A 26,118-nucleotide genomic window follows, 5' to 3' on the forward strand; every position below is an offset into this window, starting at 1 on the left:
AAGAATAAAACTATTCTTTTTTTTGTGAAAAATGCCATGCTAAAAATAAATATTACACATTTTTAATAAATTTAGTATATAAAAAAAGGTGGTTAAGACCACCTATATTTTAAATTACCATCTTACAAGTGGTGCAAGTGTTTCAAATAGATAACCACCTTCTATTAAGAGTAAAGTTACAAGATAACAGATTAGGAAAACTGCTGTCCAAACTACAGATCTTCTAAACCATTTTTTTTCACCTTCCATGTGCATAAATGCCCATGTAATACCATAAGCTTTAGCTAATGTTAATATTATAAATATCCAGTTTAGAGGACTAGTTCCCAAAAAATTTGTTAAGTGTAAGATGTCTGGTTTAAGAATACCTAAAGCTACTTCTACTATTGTTATTAAGGATAAAATCCAAAAAACATTCCAAATTCTTTTTGTATGTGATTCGTGTGCGTGTGCCATTTTTAATACTATTATTTATTATACTAGGTAGAAAAAAGTAAATACAAATACCCAAACTAAATCTACAAAGTGCCAATATAAACCAACTTTTTCTACCATTTCATAATGTCCTCTTTTTTCGTAAGTACCAAGTATAACATTAAAGAAAATGATAATATTAATTAAGATTCCAGAAAATACGTGAAAACCATGAAAACCAGTAATAAAGAAGAAGAAATCTGCAAAGATAGTATTACCATATTCGTTTACTTTTAAGTTAGCTCCTTCAACAACCATTTTACCTTTAGTTAATTCAGCTAATCCTTTTTCTCTGGATAAAATAATTTTCTTCTTTTTATCTAAATTGATCTGTTCACTTCTAATTTGTATGGTTGGGTCTGCTTTGTAAGATGCTGTAACTTGAGCCACTGAATACTGTGGAAGCGTTTCTCCACTATTCCACCACAAACCATTTTTCCTAGTGTGCTCAACTCTACTATCCATTCTATTACCAACTACAAAATCTGATAATGCTATTTGCTTACCATCTCTAGCAAACTGCAATATTTTACCATCCGTAGTTTTAACAGCTCCATAAGAACCTTTAATAAAAGTATTCCACTCCCAAGCTTGCGAACCAACAAAGATTAAACCTCCAATTATGGTTGCAAACATATACCAAGCAACTTTGTTTTTTTGCATTTTATGCCCAGCATCTACAGCTAAAACCATAGTTACCGAAGAAAAAATAAGAACAAAAGTCATAAAAGCCACATAATACATAGGAAACTCACCATGTATAAAAGGAATGTGCGTAAACACTTCATCTGCAATTGGCCATGAATCTATAAACTTAAAACGTGTTAAACCATAAGCAGCTAAAAAACCAGAGAATGTTAATGCATCAGAAACGATAAAAAACCACATCATCATTTTACCATAACTTGCTCCAAATGGTCTTACACCACCACCATCCCAAGTGTTTTTTCCGTCAGAAGGTATAGCAATATTTGCTTCCATAAATAAATTTAGTTAATTCTTAAAATTTTATCAAAATTAATCATTTTTCATCACCTAATAAAATAGAAAAAGAAAAATAGATAAATCCATAATATATCTACAAAATGCCAGAAGATTGCACCTAGTTCAAAGCCTAGCATATCATCTGATTTGTACTTGTATTTAAAATGATTATAAATTACAACAAAAAGTACAATAATACCAGCTATTAAGTGCAATACATGCATAAAAGTAATGCCTATGATAAACGATGTTGATACCGTGCTTTCTGGCCCTGTGAAAAACAAACCAATACTTCTTAACTGATTAAACCCAACATATTGTTGCCATATAAAACCAACACCCAATAACAAAGTAATAATTACTGTTATTAGCGATAATTGTCTTTTATCTTGTTTTAAAAATCTCTGTGATAAAAAAAGAGTAACACTACTAGCTACAATTAAAAAAGTACTAATATAAAATGATTGTGGCAATTCAAAAGAAACCCAATCATCTCTTTTCATACTTATAACATAGGCACTTGTTAAACCTGCAAAAAACATTACCATACTTATCATAGAAATCCATAACATTGGTTTTGCTGATTTCTTTTTTGCAGCTACATACTCTTGTTCTAAAGTTTGTTCCTTTATCATATTAATGTAAAAATTTATCAACTACATAAACAACTTGTACAACTGTTATGTACAACACACTTGCTAACATCAATTTTCTTGCCTCTATGTTATGTTCTGTTTTATGCAATTGTATTGCATAATATAACATTATTAATCCTAAAAAACCAACTAAAACTGCTGTTAGTGGATAAATATAAAAATCGCCAGTTACTTTTAATACTGGGGCAATTGATACTGCTATCATAATTACAGTGTATAAAATAATTTGCTTAACAGCCTTTTTATCTTTTGTATTCATGGGTAGCATGCTAAAACCTGCTTTTTTATATTCTTCAAATTGCAACCAACCAATTGCCCAAAAGTGTGGGAATTGCCAGAAAAACTGAATCATAAATAAAAAACCTGCTTCGATTCCAAATTTACCTGTTGCAGCTACCCAACCTAACATAAAAGGGATTGCTCCTGGAATAGCACCTACAAAAACAGTTAATGGTGTTACTGATTTTAATGGTGTATAAGCACAAGTGTATAAAAATATTGAAACAGCTCCAAATAATGCCGTTTTTGGATTGATACTATACAATATCGATAAACCTAGAACAGTAAATAAAACCGCAATAAACATGGCAAAGTTTACAGACATTCTACCTGTTGGTAAAGGTCTATTCATTGTGCGTTTCATAATTGCATCTGTATCTCTTTCTATAATTTGATTAAATGCATTTGAAGCACCAACCATAAAAAAACCACCTATTGCCAATAAAAAAAGTATTGTATAATTAATAACATCAACAGCTAATAAATAACCTGCCACAGAAGAGAATACCACACTTAAAGATAAACCAACTTTTGTAAGCTGTTTTAAGTCTGATAAAATTGTATTTACAGGCACCTTTGTTTCTGAAACTACTGTTGAATTCATTATATTACAAATGGACTGCAAAGATATTTGATAATTATCAAATTACCATACATTTTAAAGTATTTTGTGTTAATGAAATTCATAAAAAAACCCACTCAAAATTTGAGTGGGAAAATTGCTATGAAAAAGAAAAAGTGTGACTTAATTAAAAATCACACACAAATATAGAAAATTATTTTTTATCAAATAGCAAAAAATTATTTTTTTATGAATTTTAGAAAGTTTTTTGTTCTTGGAATTAATTTTAATGTTTCTTTATTGAAAAAATAAATTGTATCTAATTTATTAATATTGTTTATTGTTCCATTTTTGTTTAGAAATAAAGAATCTTTTTTTAAATAGTATTCTCCTTTGTAATAACATGCTTTTTTAAATTCTGAAATTTTAAATTCAAAAGATTTATCATTAAATAGACGAATAGTATAGGAAGGGTTGCTTCTCCCATCAACTTTAAAAAAATAAAGCTCTTCTTTAAAAATGTTTTTATCATGATTTTTTAATAAAAACAATAAACATACAGTATAAACTACTGCAATTATAATAGGTCTAAAATTAAATAATTCTTTTTTTAAACTGATTTTATAAAGATTGTAGAAAACTATGACTAAAAATGGGATGAAAAAAAGAATAGCAAAACCACCAATAATAATTAAATCTTCGTATCCAAAACAATAATCATTTGGGTGAATGAGTTTTAAGAGTGGTAATAAAGCAAGTAAAATGAGTAAAATATATCTCTTTCTTATTTTCATTACAGACCTTTTTCTTTTTTTCTTCTAATTAATAAATCTGCTATAGTTAAATTTTCTGGGCAACTTTTTATCTGATAAAATTCATCATTTATTTGTACAGTTCCTGTTTGTATTACTTTAAAATATACCCCACACATTGTAGAGTTCCAAAATTGTTTTACAATTTTCATATTATTAAAACGAATACCTAATTTAAAACAAGGGCTTCTTTGCAAAGTAGCTTCTAAAATGGCATTACCAACTTTATAAGTATTACCTAGGTGTATTTTTGTTTCATCAATATTATCAATGGTTAAATTTTCACCAAACATACCAAAATTCCAATCTAAATCTGGGTACAAAGGTTTCCAATAATCATAATGTTTTAAAGAATAAGCATATACAGCTTGGTTAATTCCTCCATGGTGTTTTCTATCTGAAATTTCATCGCCTTCTACTTCTTCAACATCTAAAAAAATAGGTTTATTTACAGGGTATTTATAAATACCTGTAATTACCTTTTTCTTTTTCCAAAAGATTTCTTTTTTATCACCAATATTTGTGGAAACAATTTTCATAAAACTTATTTCTTTGAAAATTTTGCCAAAGCACTTTTTGTAAAATCAGACAATACCAATTCTCCTGAAATTTTAGCTCTTTCAATCAAAAGTGAATTCCAGTGACTGGTATTATTCCATAGTACTTTTTTCATTTCTGATAATGCTTGTATATTATAAGAAGCCAGTTTATTTGCTAACAAATCAACCTCTTCATCTAACTCTTTTATTGTTTCAAAAACTTTAGCATACAAACCTTTTTCTTTTGCCCAATAGGCACTTTTCCAACTTGTGGCATCTAACGTTAATTCTGATGTTGCAGCTAATCCTATTTTTCTACTTACAGCTGGCTCAATTACAAAAGGACCAATACCTATTGTTAATTCCGATAATTTAATAGCAGCAGCTTCTGTGGCTAGCACATAATCGCAAGCAGATGCTAAACCAACTCCTCCTCCAACAGTTTTGCCTTGTACTCGCCCAATAATAATTTTTCCACAAGTTCGCATGGCATTAATAACGTTGGCAAAACCAGAAAAGAATTTTTCTCCTTCCTCTAAATTAGAGATTGCAACTAATTCATCAAAAGAAGCACCTGCACAAAAAGCTCTATCTCCTTCAGATTTTAAGATGATAATTGAAACAGAATCGTTTTTTGAAATTGAATTCAATTCATTAGTTAATCTATCTAATAATTCACTTGGAAAAGAATTACTTGCAGGATGACCAAATTCTACAGTAGCAATTTTATTTTGGATGTTTACATAAAGACTTCCATTTTGTCTATTTGTAGTCATAGGAGATTTATAAGTTTTATCAAATGTAGGTTTTTATTGATAGATAATCAATGTATTGTGTATAAGATATAAAATTAGCTATTTGTATTTAACTTTCATTAACAAAATATAGATTAATGAAATTAGTGTAATTGAATTTGCAAGAATCATAGGCAAACTTTTTAAATGAATACCATATATAAGCCAAAGCAAAATGCCAATTGTTAATACAATATACATAGATAATGAGATAGATTTTGTTTCTTTAGTCTTATAGATTTTAAAAACCTGTGGTAAAAACGAAATGGTAGTTAAAATAGCAGCCAAATAACCTAAAACTTCAAATATATTCATCTAAAAGCTAACCAACAATATTTACAATTTTCCCAGGAACCACAATTACTTTTTTAGGAGTTCTGCCTTGCAATTGTGCTTGGGTTTTCTCATGCTCTAAAACTATTTTCTCAATTTCTTCTTTCGATAAATCTAAAGGCAACTCTATAGTAAAACGCATTTTTCCATTAAATGAAATCGGGTAGTTTTTGACACTTTCTACCAAATGTTTAGCTTCAAAAATTGGGAAAGGAGCAGTTGAGATTGATTCTTTGTTTCCTAATTTGTTCCACAATTCTTCTGTAATATGTGGTGCATAAGGTGATAATAAAATTAATAAAGGTTCTAAAATTTCACGTTTGTTACACTTTTGAGCTGTTAACTCGTTTACAGCAATCATAAACGTAGAAACAGAAGTATTAAAAGAAAAATTCTCTATATCTTCTTCTACTTTTTTGATGGTTTTGTGTAAAACCTTGTATTCCTCTTTTGTTGGTTCTACATCTGAAATTGAGATTTCTTCTCCATTATAAAAAAGTTTCCATAATTTCTTTAGAAAAGAATAAACACCAGAAATCCCAGAAGTTTTCCAAGGTTTAGATTGTTCTAATGGCCCTAAAAACATCTCAAACAAACGCAAAGCATCTGCACCATATTCTTCACAAATATCATCTGGATTTACAACATTGAACCAACGTTTAGACATTTTTTCAACTTCTCTACCTACTATATATTTATCATCTTCAAGAATAAATTGGGCATCTTTAAATTCAGCTCTCCAATTTTTAAAGGCTTCAATATCTAGTTCATCTGAAGAATTTACGAATGAAACATCCGCATGAAGTGGCATTTTTCCAACAACTAAAGATTCTACATCGCCAATGCATAAAATTTTGTTATCAAATAAGTAATTCTTAACCAAGGTTTCAAAATCATTATCTGAATTAAACATCCCTTTTGAAACAAAAACTGGAGGTATTTTAGATAAAATATCGTCTGTATGATTCCCTAAAGAACAACCTGTTTTCATATATATATTTGCTTTATAAGCTAACGCACTAGTTCCCAAAATCATTCCTTGGTTAATTAGTTTTTTAGCAAACTCATCCACAGGAACAACATCTTTATCAAACAAGAATTTTTGCCAAAAACGTGCATACAATAAATGTCCTGTTGCGTGTTCTGAACCTCCAATATATAAATCAACTTCTTTCCAATAGTCTAGTGCTTCTTGACTAGCGAACTCGTTGGCATTATTGGCATCCATATATCTGTTAAAATACCAAGAACTTCCAGCCCAACCAGGCATCGTATTTAATTCTAGTGGAAATACAGTCTTGTTATCAATTAACTGATTACTGACAACTGTTGACTGCTTACTATCCCAAGCCCAAACTTCTGCATTTCCTAAAGGCGGCTTTCCATCTTCTGTTGGTAAATACTTTTCCACTTCTGGCAATACAATTGGCAAGTGTTTTGCACCAATCATTTGTGGCATTCCGTCTTTGTAATACACAGGAAATGGCTCTCCCCAATATCGCTGTCTGCTAAAGACTGCATCTCGTAATCTATAATTGGTTTTACCATAACCAAAACCTCTTTTTTCGATTTCGTAAATGGCTAATTTTAACGCTTTTTTATATTTTAACCCTGATAAAAAATCTGAATTTGCAATTACAGTTCCCTCTTTATCTGCGTGAGCAGCTTCAGAAATATCAACATTATCGAAAATATTTGGAATAGGAATATCAAAATGTTTTGCAAAATCATAATCACGTTGATCTCCACAAGGAACAGCCATTACAGCACCTGTTCCATAAGATGCTAACACATAATCACCAATCCAAATTTGCACTTTTTCACCTGAAAAAGGATGAATTGCATAAGCACCAGTAAATGCACCAGAAATGGTTTTTACATCAGCCATTCTATCACGTTCAGAACGTTTTGCTGTAGCTTGTATATAAGTTTCAACTTCTGCTTTTTGAGCATCAGTTGTAATTTTTGAGACTAATTCGTGTTCTGGTGCAAGCGTCATAAAGGACACTCCGAAAATTGTATCAGGTCTTGTAGTAAATACTTCAATTTCATACTCGTCATTACGAGGAGTTTGCGACGAAGTAATCTCTTCTTTTGAAAGAGATTGCTTCGTTTCACTCGCAATGACATTACTTTCCAACTCTGAACTTTGAACTTTGAACTTGATTGAAGCACCTTGACTTCTACCAATCCAATTGGTTTGTGAGTCTTTTAGTGGTTGTGGCCAATCAATAGTATTTAATCCATCTAACAAACGTTGTGCATAGGCAGAAATTCGCATAGACCATTGGGTCATCTTTTTTCTAACAACAGGATGACCACCTCTTTCTGAAACTCCATTTACAATTTCATCATTTGCTAACACTGTTCCTAAAGCAGGACACCAGTTTACTTCTGTATCTGACAAAAATGTTAAACGATATTGTAATAAAATTTCTTGTTGTTTTGTTGATGAAAAGCTGTTCCAATCATCACTTGAAAAAGAAATGATATCTTCATCACAAACTGCATTTACATTTATGTTCCCTTCGTTTTCTAAAATTGAAATTAATGATGAAATATCTTCTGCTTTATCTGAATCTTTATTGTACCAAGAATTAAACAGCTGAATGAAAATCCATTGTGTCCATTTATAATATTCTGGATTTGAAGTTCTAACTTCACGAGACCAATCAAAAGAAAAACCAATTTGATCTAGTTGTCTTCTATAGGTTTTAATATTTTCTTCGGTAGTTTTTGCTGGATGTTGACCAGTTTGAATGGCATATTGTTCTGCTGGCAATCCAAAAGAATCATAACCTTGTGGATGCAAAACATTAAATCCTTTGTGGCGTTTGTAGCGTGCATAAATATCTGATGCAATATATCCTAAAGGATGCCCAACATGTAAGCCTGCTCCACTTGGATAAGGAAACATATCTAACACATAATATTTAGGTTTATCTGAAGTATTAGAAGCCTTAAAAGTTTGGTTATTCGCCCAATACTCTTGCCATTTCTTTTCTATTTCTTGATGATTGTATTGCATCTTCTTTCAATTTAGAGAGTGCAAATTTACGCTTATTCTTTGTAAGCAAAAAGTGTAAATATTGTAAATAAAAAAAGCTTTCAAAATAAATTTGAAAGCTTTTTAGGGGTATAAGAATATTTTACAAACATTGTTGGTAATTAGATCCTTTTCTATACAATGCACTATTCAATTCTCCTTTATCATTATAAAATTGAATAATATTATTATCACAAGAAAATTTTATTTCATAAGTATAAATATTTCCAAAATTTAAATCTATCGTTATTTTATCATCTTGAAAAGAATATGCATGTTTTCCTGGAATTGGCTCATTTGGGAATATATCATTTTCTCCATAATATGTTGCTCTTTCTCCATTAACAAAAGTGTACATTACTCTATCTTCAAAACCTTTTAAAAGCCATTCACCACTTTCTAATAACTCTGTTTTAGTTTCAATGGTCTCTGGTATCGCTTCTTCGTTCGATTCACAACTTATAAATAATAGTAAAGTTGCTGCTGTTAATAATGTAAAAATACTCTTTGATACTATTTTCATAATTTCTGATTTTAAAGTTTTGATTGTTTTGTTAATTACGCCACAAAGAAACATTACTTCCTTGAATTCATTGATAAAAAACTCGTTGAAAGGGAAAAAATGGGCTTGAAAAGGAATAAAATATTCTGAAATTATAAAAACAAACTTATAAAAAAACCACTCTTTAAGAGTGGTTTTAGTCAACTTCATTTTTTATTCAAAACTTGCTCCACTTGCAGTGACGCTTCTATCAATTTTACGCATTAATCCTTGTAAAACTTTACCAGGACCAACTTCTATAAATTCAGTTCCACCATCAGCAACCATTGCTTGTACACATTGTGTCCATTTTACAGGTGCTGTTAGTTGTGCAATTAAGTTTTCTTTAATTTCTTCTGGATTTGTAACTGCTTTTGCCACTACGTTTTGATACACTGCACAAGTTGGGTTACTAAACTCAGTGTCTTCAATTGCTGCTGCTAATTCTTCTCTTGCAGGTTCCATCATTGGCGAGTGAAATGCACCTCCAACAGGCAATAATAAAGCTCTTCTTGCTCCTTTTTTTGTTAAAATTTCGCAAGCTTTTTCTACAGCTTCAATTTCTCCAGAAATTACCAATTGCCCAGGACAATTGTAATTTGCTGCAACAACAACTCCATCAATTGCTGCACATGTTTCTTCTACAATATTGTCATCCAAGCCCAAAACTGCTGCCATTGTAGAAGGTGCAATTTCACAAGCTTTTTGCATTGCCAAAGCACGTTTAGAAACTAATTTTAATCCATCTTCAAAAGATAAAACTCCATTTGCAACTAATGCAGAAAGTTCTCCTAAAGAATGCCCAGCAACCATTTCTGGTTGAAAAGAGTCTCCTAATACTTTTGCTAAAATAACAGAGTGTAAAAATATTGCTGGTTGGGTAACTTTAGTTTCTTTCAGTTGTTCTGCAGTCCCTTCGAACATAATGTCAGTTATAGAAAACCCTAAAATTTTATTCGCTTTTTCAAAATATTCTTGTGCCAAAGGTGATTTTTCGTATAAATCTAATCCCATTTCTGTAAACTGTGCTCCTTGACCAGGAAATATGTATGCTTTCATAAATAATTTAATTGTTGTTTGTGGCAGCAAAAATAATCATTTTTATTCGAAGCTAAATATTTACTAACTTCGTAATATGAATCAAAAAGATAAAATTTTAGCAAATAGAATTTATTTAATTCTTGCTGCTTTATTCATAGCTTCTTTAGTAACTTCTAACTTAATATTTCAAAAGTTTTTTTATTGGTATCCCTTTGATATTGAAATTTTTGATACAAAATTATTTGAAGTTTCTGTGGGATTATTACCTTATCCTATTACATTTCTAATTACAGATGTTTTATCGGAAATCTATGGAAAACGCAAAGCAAATGAGGTTGTTATAGCTGGTATTTTTGCGTCTTTTTTCTCTTTATTGATTATTTATGTATCAAAAGAAGTACCAGCAACAACTTGGTCCCCTGTAAATGATGGATTATTTGTAAATGTTTTTGGAGCAGCTCCTTTAGCGGTTTTAGCTTCAATGATGGCATACTTATTTGCACAATTCATTGATATTAGAGTATATCATTTTTGGAAAAACTTTACGAAAGGGAAACATCTTTGGCTACGAAATAATTTCTCTACATTTTCGTCTCAAATCATAGACACACTAACGGTTTTATTGTTACTATGTTCTTTCGGAATTATAGATTGGAAAAACTTTTTAGGACTACTAATTAGTGGTGTACTTTTTAAAATGATGATTGCTGCTTTAGATACTCCCATTCTATATATAGTTGTGTTTGCATTCAGAAAAAGATTCAACTTAAAAGCTGGTGAAGAAATTTTGGATTAATTTTTGTAATTAATTAAAAAATGCTTCGTCTAAAACATCAGAAATTAAAAAGATGAAAAAAATACTTATAGTTTTTGTGTTTACTTTTATAGTATCACAAATCAATGCACAAACCTCAATATTTAATAATTTATTACAAACTCACGTTTCTAATAATGGTATTGTTGATTATAAATCTTTCAAAGCTGATGAAGCAAAATTGGATAGTTTTATATCTTATTTAGAAAAAACATCTCCAGAGTCTACTTGGTCAGAAAACAAACAAAAGGCTTTTTGGATTAATGCTTATAATGCATATACTATTAAGTTGATTTTAGAAAATTATCCTTTAAAAAGCATTATGGATATTAAAAAAGATGGAAAAACTGCTTGGAAAATTCCTTTTGCAAAAGTTGGTGGTAAAACCTATACTTTAGATCATATTGAACATGAAATTTTAAGAAAGAAATTGTTTGATCCAAAAATTCATGTAGGTGTAAATTGTGCTTCAGGTTCTTGTCCTAAATTAGGAAATATCGCTTTTACAGAAGAAAATGTAGATGCTGAATTAACAAAATTGATGAAAGCTTTTGTAAATGACCCAACCAGAAATAAAATAGGAAAAAAGAAAGTTCAGATATCAGAAATTTTTAATTGGTTTAAAGGCGATTTTACTAAAAATGGTTCAGTAATCGATTATTTAAACAAGTATTCAAACACAGAAATAAAATCGAATGCAAAAATCAATCATTTAAAATATGACTGGTCTTTGAATGGTAAATAATTTCTTTATCTTTCGATTTTTAAAATCAAAATTAATTTATGTCAAAATCATATTATGATGCTTCCGATTTAAGAAAATTCGGAAAAATCACAGAATGGAATGAAGAACTTGGAAACAAGTTCTTTGATTATTATGGGAAAGTTTTTGAAGAAGGAGCGCTTACAGCTCGCGAAAAATCTCTGATAGCATTAGCAGTTGCGCATACAGAACAATGTCCTTATTGTATAGATGCATACACAAAAGATACTTTGCAAAGAGGAGTTACCAAAGAACAAATGATGGAAGCTATTCACGTTGGTGCTGCAATTAAAAGTGGTGCAACTTTGGTGCATGGAGTGCAAATGATGAATAAAGTGAATAAGCTTGATGGATAATGAGTTTGCAGTAACCAGATACAGTTGGCAGTTTGGGCTACTGAATACTGCTACTGCCTACTGAATACTAAAACAATGGCAACAAAATCTTTAAAAGCTAGAAATAACGATATTGCAAATACGTCTCGTCAACTAGAAATTCTTTCTAATGGAATTTTCGCAGACGGAGAATTACCAACATTTGCAGCAAAAATAAAAGAGACCAATCAGTTCCCACTTCGTCCTAAAAAACTAGAAATTTTACAAATCAATTTAGGGTATATGTGTAATCAAGTCTGTGAACATTGTCACGTAGATGCTGGGCCAGATAGAAAAGAAATTATGACTATTGATACTATGAATCAATGTTTAGAAGTCATCAAAAACACAGGAGCACATACATTAGATTTAACAGGTGGTGCACCAGAAATGAATCCTAATTTTAGATGGTTTGTAGAAGAAGCATCCAAAGCAGGAATTAAAGATTTTATTGTACGTTCTAATTTAACAATTATAAGAGCCAACAAAAAATATTACGATTTACCAGAATTCTTCAAAAAACACAACGTGCATGTTGTTTCTTCTATGCCTCATTGGACACGTGGAAAAACTGACAAACAAAGAGGAGATGGCGTTTTTGATAAATCGATTAAAGCTTTACAAGAATTAAATGCTGTAGGTTATGGTATGCCAAATTCTGAATTAAAATTAGACTTGGTATACAATCCTTCAGGAGCATTTTTACCTGGAGATCAAATGGCGTTAGAAAATGATTTCAAAAAAGCTTTAAAAGCAGATTTCGATATCGATTTTCATAGTCTTTTTGCCATTACAAATTTACCAATTAGCCGTTTTTTAGATTACTTAATTGCATCAGAAAATTATGAAGATTATATGTATTCTTTAGTGGAAGCATATAATCCTGCTGCCGTAAAAAATGTGATGTGTACCAATACATTATCTGTAAGTTGGGATGGAAATTTATATGATTGTGATTTTAACCAAATGCTAAATTTAAAAGTAGCAAGCAAAGTAAAACACATTTCTGAATATAATGAAGAAATATTACAAAATAGGAATATAATTATCAATCAACATTGTTATGGATGCACTGCTGGTGCAGGAAGTAGCTGTCAAGGTGTTGTTGCATAAAATCTCCTGCAAGGTATTTTCGAAGAATGAAGATTCCTTGTAGGTGTAAAATAAGTTTTAATGAATACCTATAAGGTTTTTGAAACCTTGTAGGAAAATAAAGTATTACTAATGAGTTATTTAGAAACTACACATAACGTTTATAAAGAAGCAGCCCTAACACCAGATGTTGGCTTATGCTGCACCACAAATCCTATATGGGAGTTACCAGGTCTTAAAATTCCTAGAATAATGCAAGAGATGAATTACGGTTGTGGATCTACTGTACACGCTCGCGATTTAACCAACAATCCAAAAATGTTGTATGTTGGAGTTGGTGGAGGAATGGAATTATTACAGTTTGCATATTTCAATAGAACTAAAGGTGGAGTAATTGGTTTAGATGTTGTGGATGAAATGTTAGAAGCATCTGCAAAAAACTTTAAAGTTGCAGAAGAACAAAACGATTGGTTTAAATCTGATTTTGTAGATTTACGTAAAGGTGATGCCATGGATTTACCTGTTGAAGATAATTCAATTGATGTTGCTGCACAAAATTGTTTATTCAATATTTTTAAGTCAGATGATTTAAAAAAAGCGATTGCAGAAATGTACCGTGTTTTAAAACCTCATGGACGTTTGGTAATGAGTGATCCTACTTGTGAGCAACCCATGAATGACGAATTAAGAAACGACGAACGTTTACGTGCTTTATGTTTAAGTGGAAGTTTATCGATTGCAGATTATGTAAAAGCATTAACAGATGCTGGTTTTGGTACGATAGAAATTAGAGCCAGAAAACCTTACAGAATATTAGATCCAAAAAATTATCCAACTGATGAATTGATTTATATAGAATCAATTGAAGTTGCTGCAATAAAAGACCCAATGCCTGCAGATGGTCCTTGTATTTTTACAGGAAAAGCCGCTATTTATTATGGTGATGAAGATTATTTTGATGACGGTTTAGGACATACTTTATTAAAAAATCAACCTTTGGCAATTTGCGATAAAACTGCTGCTGCTCTAGAAAGTTTAGGTAGAGATGATATTTTCTTCTCTCCTTCTACTTTTCATTATGATGGTGGTGGATGTTGTTAACCATCGCAGATGGATTTTATAAAACAAAAATTATGAAAAGATTATTTATACTTTTTTTAATAATCAGTTCAACTGCATTTGGGCAAAAAAAACTAGATAAACTACTAAAAAAATGGAACTTAAAAGGAGTTCCTTATATGTCTGTAGAAACTTTAGCATTACCAAAAACCAATGCTATATTATTGGATGCAAGAGAACAAAAAGAGTATGAGGTTAGTCATATTGAAAATGCAATTTGTGTAGGATATGATAAATTTAATTTGAAGAAAACTTTAACGAAACTCCCAAAAGACAAAAATGCTAAAATTGTGGTGTATTGCTCTTTAGGGATTCGTTCTGAAGTAGTTGCAGACAAACTTATAAAAGCTGGCTATACTAATGTTTATAATTTGTATGGAGGAATTTTTGAATGGAAAAATGCCAACTTTCAAGTAATTGACACTATTGGAAAACCTACAGAAAAAGTACACACTTTTAATAAGGACTGGAGCAAATGGTTAAAAAAAGGTGTGAAAGTGTATGAATAAGTTTTAAGTAAGCAGTTGCAGTTTTCAGTACTTATTGGTATAAAATAAAACTTTACGACTTCTATACTTTGCGAGAAAAAAATATGAATAAAAATCTTCTACTAATCTTCACAAGAAACCCAGAATTAGGTAAAGCAAAAACACGTTTAGCAAAAACAGTTGGGGATGAAACTGCTTTAGAAATCTATAAATTTTTACTTGATAAAACACAAGAAATAGCATCAAAAGTAAATGCAGATAAAGCTGTTTATTATTCTGTAAAAATTAGAGAAAATGATATTTGGGATGAATCTATTTATCAAAAACACCAACAAGTTGGCGAAGATTTAGGCATACGAATGCAAAATGCTTTTAAAAACGGATTTGATGCTGGTTATCAAAAAATACTAATTATTGGTAGTGATTTATACGATTTATCATCAGAAAACATAGAAAAAGCATTTATTGAATTGGATGATAATGATGTGGTAATTGGTCCTGCAGAAGATGGAGGTTATTACCTTTTAGGGATGAAAAAGCTCTATAAAAATGTCTTTGAAAATAAAGAATGGGGAACAGAAACCGTTAGAAAAGATACGTTACAAGATTTAATTGATAAAAAAGTGAAATTATTAGAAGTTAAGAACGACATAGATGTATATGAAGACATCATCCATATTCCAGAAATTATGGAAACGTTCATCAACTCTAAATAGTTTACAATGAAAACACTTCTACTTACCGCTTTTTTAAGCTTTACTTTTTTACACATTAATGGACAATGTTCTGAAAATGCAACAAATTTTGGCAACAACACCTCAACTCCTTCATATAATATTGCAGGAGATATTGAAGTTGTTTTAAATACAAATAATTCAGTTACCATTAATTTTGGAAGCAATTTTAGTACAGCTTCTGGGCCAGATGTAAGATTATATTTGATAAAATCTGAAGGTAAATCTATTGCTGATTTAAAAAGTATAAACCCTACAACTTTAGACAATATTTCTTTTGGGTTGATTGGTTTTTCTGGAACTCAAAATTATACAGAAACCATTCCTAATGATGTTGACATATCAGAATACGACACTGTCTTTTTCTATTGTTTGCAGTTTACAGCTTTTTGGGATTTGGGTACTTTTACACCATTTAGTGCTAATAGTTGTTCGGTTTTAGATGTAGATACTTTTACAGTTGATGAAATTTCTTTTTATCCAAATCCTGCAAAAAATCAAATACAACTTTCAAATATAGATGGTGTTTCTGCTGAAATCCGTATTTTTAACCTTTTAGGAAAACAGGTTTTTCATCAATCAAAAATTTCAGAAAAAACAATTGATATTTCTTCTTTTAATAAAGGGATTTATTTGGTTAAAATTGATGTTGATGGAAAATCAAAAATGCAAAAATTAGTTATTCAGTAAAACTGTCATTGCGAGTTTACGAAGCAATCTCTTTATAAACAGATTGCTTCACTCCGTTCGCAATGACTAATTAAGGTTATTATGAACAGACAAAACCAACTACAAGAAACAATTGATTTTTTAAAAGAAGCAGGAATTACAAATCCAGAAATCGGAATTGTATTAGGTACAGGATTAGGGAAATTAGTGGATGAAATATCCATAGAAAAAGAAATTGCGTATGCAGATATTCCTCATTTTCCTCAAGCCACTGTTGAGTTTCATTCAGGTAAATTAATTTACGGAGAATTATCCCAAAAAAAAGTATTGGTAATGTCTGGTCGTTTTCATTTGTATGAAGGTTACAATCCTTGGGAAGTTACTTACGGAATTAGAACAATGCACGGTTTAGGAATTCAAAATTTATTGATTTCAAACGCTGCTGGAGCCATCAACCTAAATTATAAAAAAGGTGATTTAATGTTGATTGAAGATCATATTAATCTTCAAGGAAGTTCTCCTTTAGCATTTCAAGGAGCAAATACTTTTGGGAATATTTTTGCTGATATGCTAGAACCGTATTCAAAAACTATCAACAGTAAAATTGCAGAAATTGCTAAAACTCATAATATACAATTGCATGAAGGTATCTATGCAAGTGTTTTAGGCCCACAATTAGAAACCAGAGCAGAATACAGAATGCTGCAAATTTTAGAAACAGATGCTGTAGGTATGAGTACAGTGCCAGAAGTTATTGTAGCTAAACAACTCAACTTGCCTTGTGCTGCTATTTCTGTATTAACAGATGAATGCGATCCTAAAAATTTACAACCAGTAGATATTGCAGAAATTATTGCAATTGCTGGTAAAGCAGAACCTAAAATGATTGCTTTGTTTAAGGAGGTTATAAACATTATTTAATAAAAAAATAATGATAAATCTAAAAACAGAAAGAATTGCAGTTCATAATTGTGCCTCAATTTTTTCTGATTTTGGCTGGATTTTCAGGGAACAATCAATAGGAGATTTTGGAATAGATGCCATTGTTGAAACACAATCAAATTGTAGTCCATCTGGAAAATTAATAGCTCTTCAAATAAAAGGAGGTAATAGTAATTTTTATCAGACTAAATCTTCATTAATTTTTTATTTTTCTCATTCGCATTATTTGTACTGGAAAAATTACAGTCTACCAGTATTTTTAATATTACATGATTCAAATAATACTATTTATTGGCAATTATTCTCAAAAAAGAATATAAAGAAAACAAGAACTAGGTGGAAATTAATTATTCCTAAAACGAATCTATTAAAAGACTCAAAACTACAAATAGATAAGATATCTGAAAAAAAAGCAATCAAGAGGAAAAAGAATCTAAGAAAAGTAAAAACGACAAAAAAAAATAGAGACTTTATTTACTTTTTAGGAGATAAAAATAGTTTGTGTTTATCAATAAATAAGGAAAAATATCAAATGAGTTTTGACTTCAATTATAATCCAAGAAATAATGGGAATTATAAATTAAAAAAACTTAATAATGATGATCCCTTTTATTCCACTCTCAAAAATTTTGAAAAAATTATAAACAAAAAAATCTATTCGAAAGAAAAAAATCTAGAATTATCTCTTCTTAAAATCATAGGAGGTAATATTGAGTTTTTAAGAAGTAATATCTGGAATAGGGAAAATTATTCAAATAATATTCCTTCTTATGAAGATTTCATGCTGGCTTTTGAACGTTATTCAGGGTTAAAAAAGTCAGAGTACCAAACGAATATAAGTGATGGTTTTATTTATATTTATTCAGAAGATGATAAAACATTTGAAATACATACTTTAGAAAGTAGGCAAAAACAAATTCAAAATTTCATTTTAATGTCAGATTTTGAGTTTATAAAGGTTTTTACTAGTTTTTCTGCTTGGTCAGAAATATACATGGATTATGGAGGTATTCATAAGCATAATTTTATACCACTATTTTTAAATATATGGGATTATTACTGGAATAATGAATATGAAATGTCAAAAAAACTTAATACTCCTACAAATAATATTGATGAACTTAAAAATAGCTATCGTAAAAAATATAAAGAATTTAAAAAATTATACAACAAGTCAGAAAACATAATAGAGTTATCATTTGACTTTAGTTTTGACTTTTTTTACCCTGCATCAATTATTGTTATGTATCAGGTATTTGGCGAAGAAATACTTTCTTTATATAGTGGGATAGAATTATCAGAAGAAGACTGGGTTGAAGTAGATATTTCCCAAACAGAAAATTGGGAATATGAACCCTCATTCTTTATACGTCAACAAAACACGTAGTTTCAGCTCAATTATTTTCTATGAAACCATACTTCAAATTCTTCATTCTAGAAAAAACAAAAGCTTCATCACTTCAAGAAAAAGAAGTAATTCAAAGCTTATGGAGTGGTTATGGTAAAATTAAACGTTTCCTATTGGAAGGAAGTGATTTAAAAAGCGTCGTTGTTAAAAATGTACAACTCCCCAAAAAGAGTAATCATCCAAGAGGTTGGAATTCTGATATTAGTCACCAAAGAAAACTAAAATCTTACCAAGTAGAAAGTAATTTTTATAAAAATTATAGTAAACAAAGTATCGCTCGTTTGCCAAAATGTTTTGCAATCGAACAAAAAGATGATGAAGTTTTAATGGTGTTAGAAGATTTGGATGCTGCTGGTTTTCCTATAAGAAAACAAAACGTAAGTTGGTCAGAAATTGAAAGTTGTTTAGAATGGGTGGCGAAATTTCACGCTAATTTTTTGGGTAAAGAACCAATTGGCTTATGGAAAGTTGGGACTTATTGGCATCTAGAAACCAGACCACAGGAGCTAGAAGTATTAGATGATGTTGTATTGAAAAAAACGGCTACTGCAATTGATAAGAAATTAAGTAATTGCAAATACAAAACTTTTGTTCACGGAGATGCAAAATTGGCAAATTTTTGTTTTTCTAAAGATGGAAAAGTTGCTGGAGTAGATTTTCAATATGTTGGTGGTGGTTGTGGAATGAAAGATGTGGCCTATTTTATTGGAAGTTGTTTGTATGAAGAAGATTGTGAACGCTTGGAAAGTAAAATTTTAGATACATACTTTAGCCATTTACACAACTCTTTAGGAGAAAAAAATCAAGAATTAGAAAAAGAATGGCGTGATTTATATCACGTAGCTTGGGCAGATTTTCATCGTTTTTTAAAAGGATGGAGTCCAGAGCACTGGAAAATTAATTCTTATAGTGAACGAATCACAAAACAAGTTATTAGTAATTTATGCAACTAGATTTTCAAATACTTACAGATATTGCTATAAGAGCAGCTTTAGAAGCAGGTAAAATCATTCAACAGTCCATAAATAAAGAAGTTATTGTTGAAAAAAAAGAAGGAGGAAATACGTATGCATCACAAATAATTACAACTGTTGATAAAGCTTGCGAAAAAGTGATTTTATCTCATCTTTTACCTACTTGTAAAACATTTGATATTGCATTATTATCAGAAGAAACTGAAGATGACAAAAGTAGATTTGAAAAAGATTTTTTCTGGTGCATAGATCCTATGGATGGTACTTTGGCTTTTATAAACAAACACGCTGGTTTTTCTATTTCTATTGCATTAGTGGCTAAAGATGGAACTCCACAAATTGGAGTAGTTTACGATCCAAGTAGAAAGAATTTGTATTATGCCATAAAAGACAAAGGTGCTTTTAAGAATAGAAAACCTTGGAAACTAAAAACACCTAATCAACATCTTACTTATATAACTGATAAAAAGCTATCAAATACACTGAATAAATCGAAAATTAAGGAAATTTTGAATGATAAAACAATTGCTTTAGGAGTATCAGAATATAAAGAAATTTCTGGAGCAGGTGCTGTTTTAAATGCAATATTTGTTGCCGAAAACACACCAGCAATGCTTCTTAAACTGCCTAAAAAAGAAAAAGGTGGTGGTTCTATTTGGGATTTTGCAGCTACTGCTTGTATTTTTAAAGAATTGGGTTTACAGGCTGATGATTTTAGTGGTAATCCATTAGAATTGAATAGAAAAGAAAGTACTTTTATGAATCATCAAGGTGTATTCTACTTAAGTTTTTTAATATAATAAAAAAACTTAAGATATTACCAAATTCGAACTCGAATAAACTTTCCTTTTCCAAGTTTGATATCAAAGTACAGACCATAAAAACCCAGAGCATTTAATTTATATAGTAACTTATACCACAACATTTATCTTGTAATTTTAATTAAATCTAGTTTCTTGTTACAAGATAGTTAAAAAAGAAACATAAAAACGTATATTTTGATGACGATAGAACTCTTCGTAAATTTGTAGTCCAAATGAATAAATATTTAGAAATCATAAAATCTTCCTATTCCGATTATTGGAATTATCTTAAAAATTCTGTTTTAATGGATTTGAATTGGGAGAACTATTTCTATGGATTAATCGTAATTTCTTTAGTAGTTTGGGGTTTAGAAGCTGTTTTTCCTTGGCGTAAAAACCAATCACTTTTTAGAAAAGATTTTTGGTTAGACACCTTTTACATGTTTTTTAATTTCTTTTTATTGAATTTAATTGTGTTGATTGCTTTATCTAACACTGCTGAACAAGTTTTTAATGATATTTTAAACGTGGTAGGTTTGTCTGTTTCCAGTTTTCAAATTATTGATATCAATACATTTCCTTACTGGTTACGTTTGTTTACTTTTTTTGTAATTATCGATTTTATACAATGGTTTACACATACTTTATTGCATAAGTATGAGTTTTTATGGAACTTTCACAAAGTGCATCACTCTGTAAAAGAAATGGGTTTTGCTGCACATTTACGTTATCATTGGATGGAACCTGTTATCTATAATTCTATGAAATATATTCCACTTGCAATTATGGGTGGTTTTACTGCACAAGATGTTGCTGTTATTCATTTTTTTAATATTACAATTGGGCATTTAAATCATGCAAATATTAACTGGGATTATGGTTTTTTAAAATACATCTTTAATAATCCTAAAATGCATATTTGGCATCATGCAAAAGAGTTGCCAAAAGACAGAAAAAATGGTGTTAACTTTGGAATTACCTTAAGTATTTGGGATTATATTTTTAAAACCAACTACATTCCACATTCTGGTAGAGATATAGAAATTGGTTTTGAAGGTGATGAAAAGTTTCCTAAAAAATTTACAAAGCAAATAACCTATCCTTTTGTAAAATAAAAAAACTGCCTAAAAAAATTAGGCAGCTATTTAGACTTGATAAGTATCCCCCAATACTTATTTTGCAAATATATTAGAAACTTATTACTTTTTTGCTCTTTATTCAGACTTTTTTTAATTTCTTTTTAGATTTTTTTAATTTTTAAAATTAAAATCATTTGTTTCTTCCTTTTTCATTAGGATATAAAGAGGGTAAATCATCACTTTGAAAAAATGCTTTAGTATCTATATTCATAGCAGTTAATTTTCCTGTAAAAGCAGCTCCAGTATCAACATTCCATACATTTATTGCATTCATTGGTTCAGTTTCTCCATAATTTATTGTTGGTGTATGCCCAATGTAGATTTCATTATAATGTCTTAATCTTTTAGGATATAAATTGTTATTAAGATCTATCTTTTTATCCATTACCAAAGCCATTTCCCATAAAGTTCTGTCTGTGCAAAAATTATGTGTGTATGTTTCTTTTTCTACACCATGCATAGAAGTGAAACCTGCATGCAAAAATAATCTGTTCTTTTCATCAATAAAATACATGTTCATATTTTCAAAGAAAATTAAATGTTGCTTTTTTTCATCATCTGTAAAGCCTTCATAACTTTCTATGGTTTCTTTACCTCCATGCAAATACCAAGATGTATTTACATCGCTTTTATCTTTTAACCAATTTTGGCACCAAACATCATGGTTTCCTTTAATGAAGGTACAAGTAATTTTTTTTGATACATTCATTAAAAACTCAATTACTTGTGCAGATTCACTCCAACCATCTACATAATCGCCCATAAAAATGAGCCTATCTTCTTCTTGTAATTCTAATTTATTTAAAACTTGGAGTAACGCTTTTAAACCTCCATGAATATCGCCGATAGCAAAAGTTCTCATTAAAATTCTTTTTTTAACAAATCTAGTTGTTTTCTGCACTTTATAAAGAAATAACTATTAAGTTAAGTTTAAAATTTACTGAATTCTACACCTTGTATGTCTTTTAAAAAATGAAAGATAATGCAATTGCAGACGAATTTACCCTAAAAAGTAATCTGATTTTTGATTAAAAATACTGTCCAATTCCAAAAACAATTCCGCATTTAGAGCCATTTTTACGGTTTAACATACTAAAACCATAATCTATTCTAAAGGTGGCATTGTATATTTTTTTACTAATAAAACGCAACCCAAAACCTGAATACATTTTTAAATTTTCATTTTGAAAAAAGTCGTCAAGATTTCCTCCAGGGTTTCTCCAAGAACCAAAATCAGTAAAGACGTTGGTTTGTATGGAGAGCCATTTTTTATCGTAAATAGTGTGTCTATATTCCGAATTTAAAACAATACTTCCTGTACCTCTATCTACTAAAATACCAACTCCACGTAAGTTCAAATTATTGTCTAATGCAAATGGTGCAAATGGTGTTTCTTCGTTAGAAGCTAATCCAAAACGCAATCTATTTGCCCAATTACCATTAGCTCCTATTCTTTTATAATATAAAAAATCATTCCAAAAAATAAAGAAATCGTTTTGAAAATCATTTTCTGTTAATACATATTGTACATATAAAATACTTTTAAATCCGTTTACATATTGGTAGTAATAATCTAAATTATCATAAGTGTAAACAAGTTTTAATAACGCTTTATTTAAATCTAAATTTTGAGGAATTGACGGATCTGTTGCTCCTGATAAATATTGATATTTTTCTTTAAATAAATTTACACCAAAATTAAGTTGATTTTTAAAGTTGATTTGATGTAAGCCTAATACTTCAAATGAGATATTATTATATAAATAATTGGCTGTTTGAGTCCCAAAATATAATGGTTCTTCGCTTTTCCAATTTTGATGATTGACAGCCAAACCCCATTTGCTTGAAAATAAATTTGGTGCTCTAAAATTTACAGCATAGGTATCGAAACCATTAAATTGATAAAAGCCACCAAAAGTGATATTTCTGCCTAAAAAATTATAATCATACACACCTAATTTGTAAGAAAAAACATTGTTAGTTGTTGTCCAAATATTAACATCTGGGATAATTGTAAAGTTCTCTTCTACATTTATAAATACATTGTAAAAATTATCATGAGAATAAAATACTTGATAATAGGCATGTGCTATAGCTGGCAACCTTTTTAATTGAATAATATCTTTGTTTAAAGTAATAGAATCTAAAGCTCCACTCTTTTTAGACATCAATAATTTTTTAATAAAAGTAGTTTTAGTTTTTTCTGCTCCTTTTATTTTAATATCATAAATAACTTTTTCTTGTGAATATGATTGAAAAATCAACAAGAAAAAAAATAGTAAAAAGGAAATAAATTTGATTTTCATTATTCAACTACAAAACTATCTTCAATAACCAAATTTACCCAATTATATGCACTTATTCCTAAAACAGTGCATCTATATTGGTCTTCTAGAATTAAATCATCTGGAGTTGTAGTATTTATTTGTGATATTGTATTAGAAGTATCATAAAAATTAAATGAAGTATTTTGGGTATAAATACCAGAAACAAAAGTTGAACTACTATCAGTAAGTAAATGAAAATACAAATTATTAGTTGTACCAAAGTTACTCCATGTAAAATTGGGTTTTAAGGTTTCAGGAAATTGAGTTTCAATAGTAGTTTGCCAAACTGTTGGTTGTGAGCTATTTCTTAATTGAATTGGTTCTGTTTTGTAAACAACTTCGTCAATTTCATAAGTAACAATATACCAACTTTCTTCATCATCAGTTCTAGAAAATCTTCTAAATTGTGCAGCTAAAGTGGCTTCATCTGTCAACATTTTTCTTCTATAATTGGTGAAATCAGTTTCATCAACAGATATATTTTCAGTTTCATAATATCTAAAATCTCTTGCATTGGTTTTTGGGTAATAGTAGATGTAAGACAAGCTATTGTTACCATCTTCACTAGCTGCAAAAGAAGTTATGGTTTCAGTTGTATTTGTATTTTTTGCATCTAAAAATTCTTGTAAATTTTGTAATACAAAAGTCTCTTCAATCACAAAATTTACCCAATTATCTTCTGTAACTGCCATTAATGTAAATAAGTATTCTGTGTCTATTACTAAATCTGGTGGAGTTGTTGTATTGATTAAGCTAAATAATTCTTGATTTACATTACTATATTCTTGATATTGAAAAACTTCATTATCACTAGCAGCAGTATAAGTACCAGATAAAAATGCATTACTATCATTTTCAGAAACTACCTGAAAATAAACTTCGTTGTTTGCAATTCCGAAATCTGACCAAGTAAATTTTGGAATTAAAGTTGATGGATATTCTATGGTAACTTGATCTGTATAACCTGTTGGATCATTTACATTTTTTAATCTTATAGGGTTTGACATATGCAATTTACCATTTAACATATAGGTAACCAAGCACCAATTTTCTTCAGCATTGTTTCTTGAAAAACGTTGTAATTTACCACCAAAAACATCTTCTATCGTTAACTCTACTCTCCTGTATTTTGAAAAATCATTTTCATCTACACTTACACTTTCTGCTTCATAATATCTAATATCTGTAGCACCTTCTTCAGGATAATAGAAAATATAGCTTACACTTGTATTGCCATTTGCTGAAGCTGCACAAGCAATTACATTTCCTCTTTCTTTATTAGAAATTGTTGTAATGTACTCTGCTAAATTTCTAGGTGTAAATACATCATTATCTTCTGAACAAGAGAAAATAATACTTAATAACAATAGGTATAAAATCTTTCTAATATGCATACAATTTACTTAATAATTTTTCTGCAGGTTTATTTTGTGGTGTAAATCTATTGTTTTTTTCTCCACCAACTTCATTATGCTTGTGGAACCATTTCCAGATAAAACCACCAGCAAACCATTCTTCTTTCCAAAACTGATTGTAGATAGCTTGTAAACCATTTACTTGTGCTTGTAAATTAACGCTACCTTCTACTCTATTAGATTCCCAAGGTTTTTTGCCTGTAAAATCTACACTTCTATAACCATATTCTGTAAACAAAACTGGTTTTTGATATTGATTTTGAATTCTCATAATTTCTTTTTTGTGAGGTAGCCAACCTTTTTCAAAATCTTCTACAGATGGTGTTTTTTCATCTGATAAAGGAAAATATGCATCTACACCTATGAAATCTAAATCTTTCCAAAAGGGAATCCGTTTAAATTCGTCCCAATTTGCTGCATAGGTTAATTTTCCTGTATAAACCGTTCTTATTTTTTTGATCAATTTTTGCCAATATTCTGGTCTATTCATCACAAATTTTTCTAACTCTGTGCCAATACACAATACTTCTGCTTTAATTTCTGCTGCAGCTTCTGCATAGGTTAAAATAAATGATGAATAGGAATCTTCTAACTGTTTCCAGCTTTCTTCAGAATCCATTTCTATATATCCAGTAAATTCTCCATTCCACACCCAAATTTGTGGTTTTACCATGATTTTTATGTCATGTTTTCTAAACTGATTTGCATACTGAACTAAACCAGCTTTGGTTTCTCCAAACCATTGTCTTTTGGTATTATGATTAATTGTTGGTGATGATAATTTTTTAATAAAACCAAAAGGCATCAACGCAACAGAATTGCTTTGTGCCTTTAGTACTGGTTTTGTATGAGTTTCATTAATTCTAATACCTGATGCTACAAAACTGACACCATTAAATTTTTTGGTTTGACTTTTACAGGAAAACTGTATAAAAAGTAAGCCAAATAATAAGAGATTTTTTACTTTCATAAATCTCTTAAAAATACTTATTTTTC

At 29.7% G+C, this 26,118-nt stretch carries 28 protein-coding genes; 13 read left to right on the plus strand and 15 right to left on the minus strand.

The window, feature by feature from the left end:
• Positions 1 to 114: 114 nt before the first annotated feature.
• The 11 genes from BTO18_RS10040 to fabD form a co-directional block, all read right to left on the minus strand.
• Positions 115 to 456, minus strand: a complete 342-nt coding sequence (locus BTO18_RS10040) for a cytochrome C oxidase subunit IV family protein (RefSeq protein WP_105016089.1) — start codon at positions 454 to 456, stop codon at positions 115 to 117.
• A gap of 18 nt (positions 457 to 474) precedes the next feature.
• Positions 475 to 1,455: a cytochrome c oxidase subunit 3 gene (locus BTO18_RS10045; protein ID WP_105016090.1), complete on the minus strand. Its 981-nt coding sequence runs from the start codon at positions 1,453 to 1,455 to the stop codon at positions 475 to 477.
• Positions 1,456 to 1,505: 50 nt separating this feature from the next.
• Positions 1,506 to 2,093 (minus strand): cytochrome c oxidase subunit 3, encoded by a 588-nt coding sequence (locus tag BTO18_RS10050; protein WP_226789091.1) that lies wholly within the window; start codon positions 2,091 to 2,093, stop codon positions 1,506 to 1,508.
• Position 2,094: 1 nt separating this feature from the next.
• A complete protein-coding gene (gene cyoE / locus BTO18_RS10055; RefSeq protein ID WP_105016091.1) occupies positions 2,095 to 2,997 on the minus strand; it encodes a heme o synthase in 903 nt (300 codons plus the stop codon).
• A 197-nt stretch (positions 2,998 to 3,194) separates the two neighbouring features.
• Entirely contained in the window at positions 3,195 to 3,749 is a 555-nt protein-coding gene (locus BTO18_RS10060; protein ID WP_105016092.1) for a hypothetical protein, read from the minus strand.
• Positions 3,749 to 4,306 (minus strand): MOSC domain-containing protein, encoded by a 558-nt coding sequence (locus tag BTO18_RS10065; protein ID WP_105016093.1) that lies wholly within the window; start codon positions 4,304 to 4,306, stop codon positions 3,749 to 3,751. Before BTO18_RS10065 ends, BTO18_RS10060 begins: the two co-directional genes overlap by 1 nt.
• A gap of 5 nt (positions 4,307 to 4,311) precedes the next feature.
• Positions 4,312 to 5,082, minus strand: coding sequence for an enoyl-CoA hydratase/isomerase family protein (locus BTO18_RS10070; protein ID WP_105016094.1), 771 nt, complete (start codon positions 5,080 to 5,082; stop codon positions 4,312 to 4,314).
• A 78-nt stretch (positions 5,083 to 5,160) separates the two neighbouring features.
• Positions 5,161 to 5,415 (minus strand): SemiSWEET family sugar transporter, encoded by a 255-nt coding sequence (locus tag BTO18_RS10075; protein ID WP_105016095.1) that lies wholly within the window; start codon positions 5,413 to 5,415, stop codon positions 5,161 to 5,163.
• 7 nt (positions 5,416 to 5,422) lie between these two features.
• On the minus strand, positions 5,423 to 8,461 hold the full coding sequence (locus BTO18_RS10080; RefSeq protein WP_105016096.1) for a leucine--tRNA ligase: 3,039 nt from the start codon (positions 8,459 to 8,461) through the stop codon (positions 5,423 to 5,425).
• Between the two features lie 121 nt (positions 8,462 to 8,582).
• Positions 8,583 to 9,002 carry a hypothetical protein gene (locus BTO18_RS10085; RefSeq protein WP_146106910.1) on the minus strand — a complete coding sequence of 140 codons (420 nt, stop codon included), beginning with the start codon at positions 9,000 to 9,002 and terminating at the stop codon, positions 8,583 to 8,585.
• 192 nt (positions 9,003 to 9,194) lie between these two features.
• On the minus strand, positions 9,195 to 10,079 hold the full coding sequence (gene fabD / locus BTO18_RS10090) for an ACP S-malonyltransferase (protein ID WP_105016098.1): 885 nt from the start codon (positions 10,077 to 10,079) through the stop codon (positions 9,195 to 9,197).
• Between the two features lie 76 nt (positions 10,080 to 10,155).
• Here fabD and BTO18_RS10095 point away from each other — a divergent pair, with 76 nt between their 5' ends.
• The 13 genes from BTO18_RS10095 to BTO18_RS10155 all read left to right on the plus strand — a co-directional run bounded on the left by BTO18_RS10095 (position 10,156) and on the right by BTO18_RS10155 (position 21,356).
• Complete coding sequence (locus BTO18_RS10095; protein WP_105016099.1) at positions 10,156 to 10,857, plus strand: queuosine precursor transporter; 702 nt, start codon at positions 10,156 to 10,158, stop codon at positions 10,855 to 10,857.
• A 52-nt stretch (positions 10,858 to 10,909) separates the two neighbouring features.
• Positions 10,910 to 11,620, plus strand: a complete 711-nt coding sequence (locus BTO18_RS10100; RefSeq protein WP_105016100.1) for a DUF547 domain-containing protein — start codon at positions 10,910 to 10,912, stop codon at positions 11,618 to 11,620.
• A 38-nt stretch (positions 11,621 to 11,658) separates the two neighbouring features.
• Positions 11,659 to 11,994, plus strand: coding sequence for an arsenosugar biosynthesis-associated peroxidase-like protein (locus BTO18_RS10105; protein WP_105016101.1), 336 nt, complete (start codon positions 11,659 to 11,661; stop codon positions 11,992 to 11,994).
• A 75-nt stretch (positions 11,995 to 12,069) separates the two neighbouring features.
• Positions 12,070 to 13,125, plus strand: coding sequence for an arsenosugar biosynthesis radical SAM (seleno)protein ArsS (arsS, locus tag BTO18_RS10110; protein WP_105017550.1), 1,056 nt, complete (start codon positions 12,070 to 12,072; stop codon positions 13,123 to 13,125).
• A 111-nt stretch (positions 13,126 to 13,236) separates the two neighbouring features.
• A complete protein-coding gene (arsM, locus tag BTO18_RS10115; protein ID WP_105016102.1) occupies positions 13,237 to 14,205 on the plus strand; it encodes an arsenosugar biosynthesis arsenite methyltransferase ArsM in 969 nt (322 codons plus the stop codon).
• Positions 14,206 to 14,237: 32 nt separating this feature from the next.
• A complete protein-coding gene (locus tag BTO18_RS10120) occupies positions 14,238 to 14,732 on the plus strand; it encodes a rhodanese-like domain-containing protein (protein ID WP_105017551.1) in 495 nt (164 codons plus the stop codon).
• A gap of 83 nt (positions 14,733 to 14,815) precedes the next feature.
• Positions 14,816 to 15,427 carry a TIGR04282 family arsenosugar biosynthesis glycosyltransferase gene (locus tag BTO18_RS10125; protein WP_105016103.1) on the plus strand — a complete coding sequence of 204 codons (612 nt, stop codon included), beginning with the start codon at positions 14,816 to 14,818 and terminating at the stop codon, positions 15,425 to 15,427.
• A gap of 6 nt (positions 15,428 to 15,433) precedes the next feature.
• The gene (locus tag BTO18_RS10130) at positions 15,434 to 16,135 is read left to right on the plus strand and encodes a T9SS type A sorting domain-containing protein (protein WP_105016104.1); all 702 of its coding nucleotides are present in this window, start codon (positions 15,434 to 15,436) and stop codon (positions 16,133 to 16,135) included.
• An 81-nt stretch (positions 16,136 to 16,216) separates the two neighbouring features.
• Positions 16,217 to 17,035: a purine-nucleoside phosphorylase gene (locus BTO18_RS10135; RefSeq protein ID WP_105016105.1), complete on the plus strand. Its 819-nt coding sequence runs from the start codon at positions 16,217 to 16,219 to the stop codon at positions 17,033 to 17,035.
• Positions 17,036 to 17,045: 10 nt separating this feature from the next.
• Positions 17,046 to 18,443, plus strand: coding sequence for a DUF4365 domain-containing protein (locus BTO18_RS10140; protein ID WP_105016106.1), 1,398 nt, complete (start codon positions 17,046 to 17,048; stop codon positions 18,441 to 18,443).
• Between the two features lie 20 nt (positions 18,444 to 18,463).
• Entirely contained in the window at positions 18,464 to 19,417 is a 954-nt protein-coding gene (locus BTO18_RS10145) for an oxidoreductase family protein (protein WP_105016107.1), read from the plus strand.
• Positions 19,408 to 20,238, plus strand: a complete 831-nt coding sequence (locus tag BTO18_RS10150) for a 3'(2'),5'-bisphosphate nucleotidase CysQ family protein (protein WP_105016108.1) — start codon at positions 19,408 to 19,410, stop codon at positions 20,236 to 20,238. The genes BTO18_RS10145 and BTO18_RS10150 overlap by 10 nt, the downstream gene beginning before the upstream one ends.
• 236 nt (positions 20,239 to 20,474) lie before the next feature.
• Positions 20,475 to 21,356: a sterol desaturase family protein gene (locus BTO18_RS10155; protein WP_105016109.1), complete on the plus strand. Its 882-nt coding sequence runs from the start codon at positions 20,475 to 20,477 to the stop codon at positions 21,354 to 21,356.
• A 154-nt stretch (positions 21,357 to 21,510) separates the two neighbouring features.
• Here BTO18_RS10155 and BTO18_RS10160 read toward each other — a convergent pair whose 3' ends face one another.
• From BTO18_RS10160 to BTO18_RS10175, 4 genes are all read right to left on the minus strand, one after another.
• On the minus strand, positions 21,511 to 22,242 hold the full coding sequence (locus BTO18_RS10160; protein ID WP_105016110.1) for a metallophosphoesterase family protein: 732 nt from the start codon (positions 22,240 to 22,242) through the stop codon (positions 21,511 to 21,513).
• A gap of 166 nt (positions 22,243 to 22,408) precedes the next feature.
• Entirely contained in the window at positions 22,409 to 23,686 is a 1,278-nt protein-coding gene (locus BTO18_RS10165; protein WP_105016111.1) for a BamA/TamA family outer membrane protein, read from the minus strand.
• Complete coding sequence (locus BTO18_RS10170) at positions 23,686 to 25,101, minus strand: hypothetical protein (RefSeq protein WP_105016112.1); 1,416 nt, start codon at positions 25,099 to 25,101, stop codon at positions 23,686 to 23,688. Before BTO18_RS10170 ends, BTO18_RS10165 begins: the two co-directional genes overlap by 1 nt.
• The gene (locus tag BTO18_RS10175) at positions 25,091 to 26,092 is read right to left on the minus strand and encodes a glycoside hydrolase family 113 (protein ID WP_146106911.1); all 1,002 of its coding nucleotides are present in this window, start codon (positions 26,090 to 26,092) and stop codon (positions 25,091 to 25,093) included. Before BTO18_RS10175 ends, BTO18_RS10170 begins: the two co-directional genes overlap by 11 nt.
• Between the last annotated feature and the right edge of the window lie 26 nt (positions 26,093 to 26,118).

The sequence above is a fragment of the Polaribacter porphyrae genome (assembly GCF_002954685.1).
Taxonomy (GTDB): Bacteria; Bacteroidota; Bacteroidia; order Flavobacteriales; family Flavobacteriaceae; genus Polaribacter; species Polaribacter porphyrae.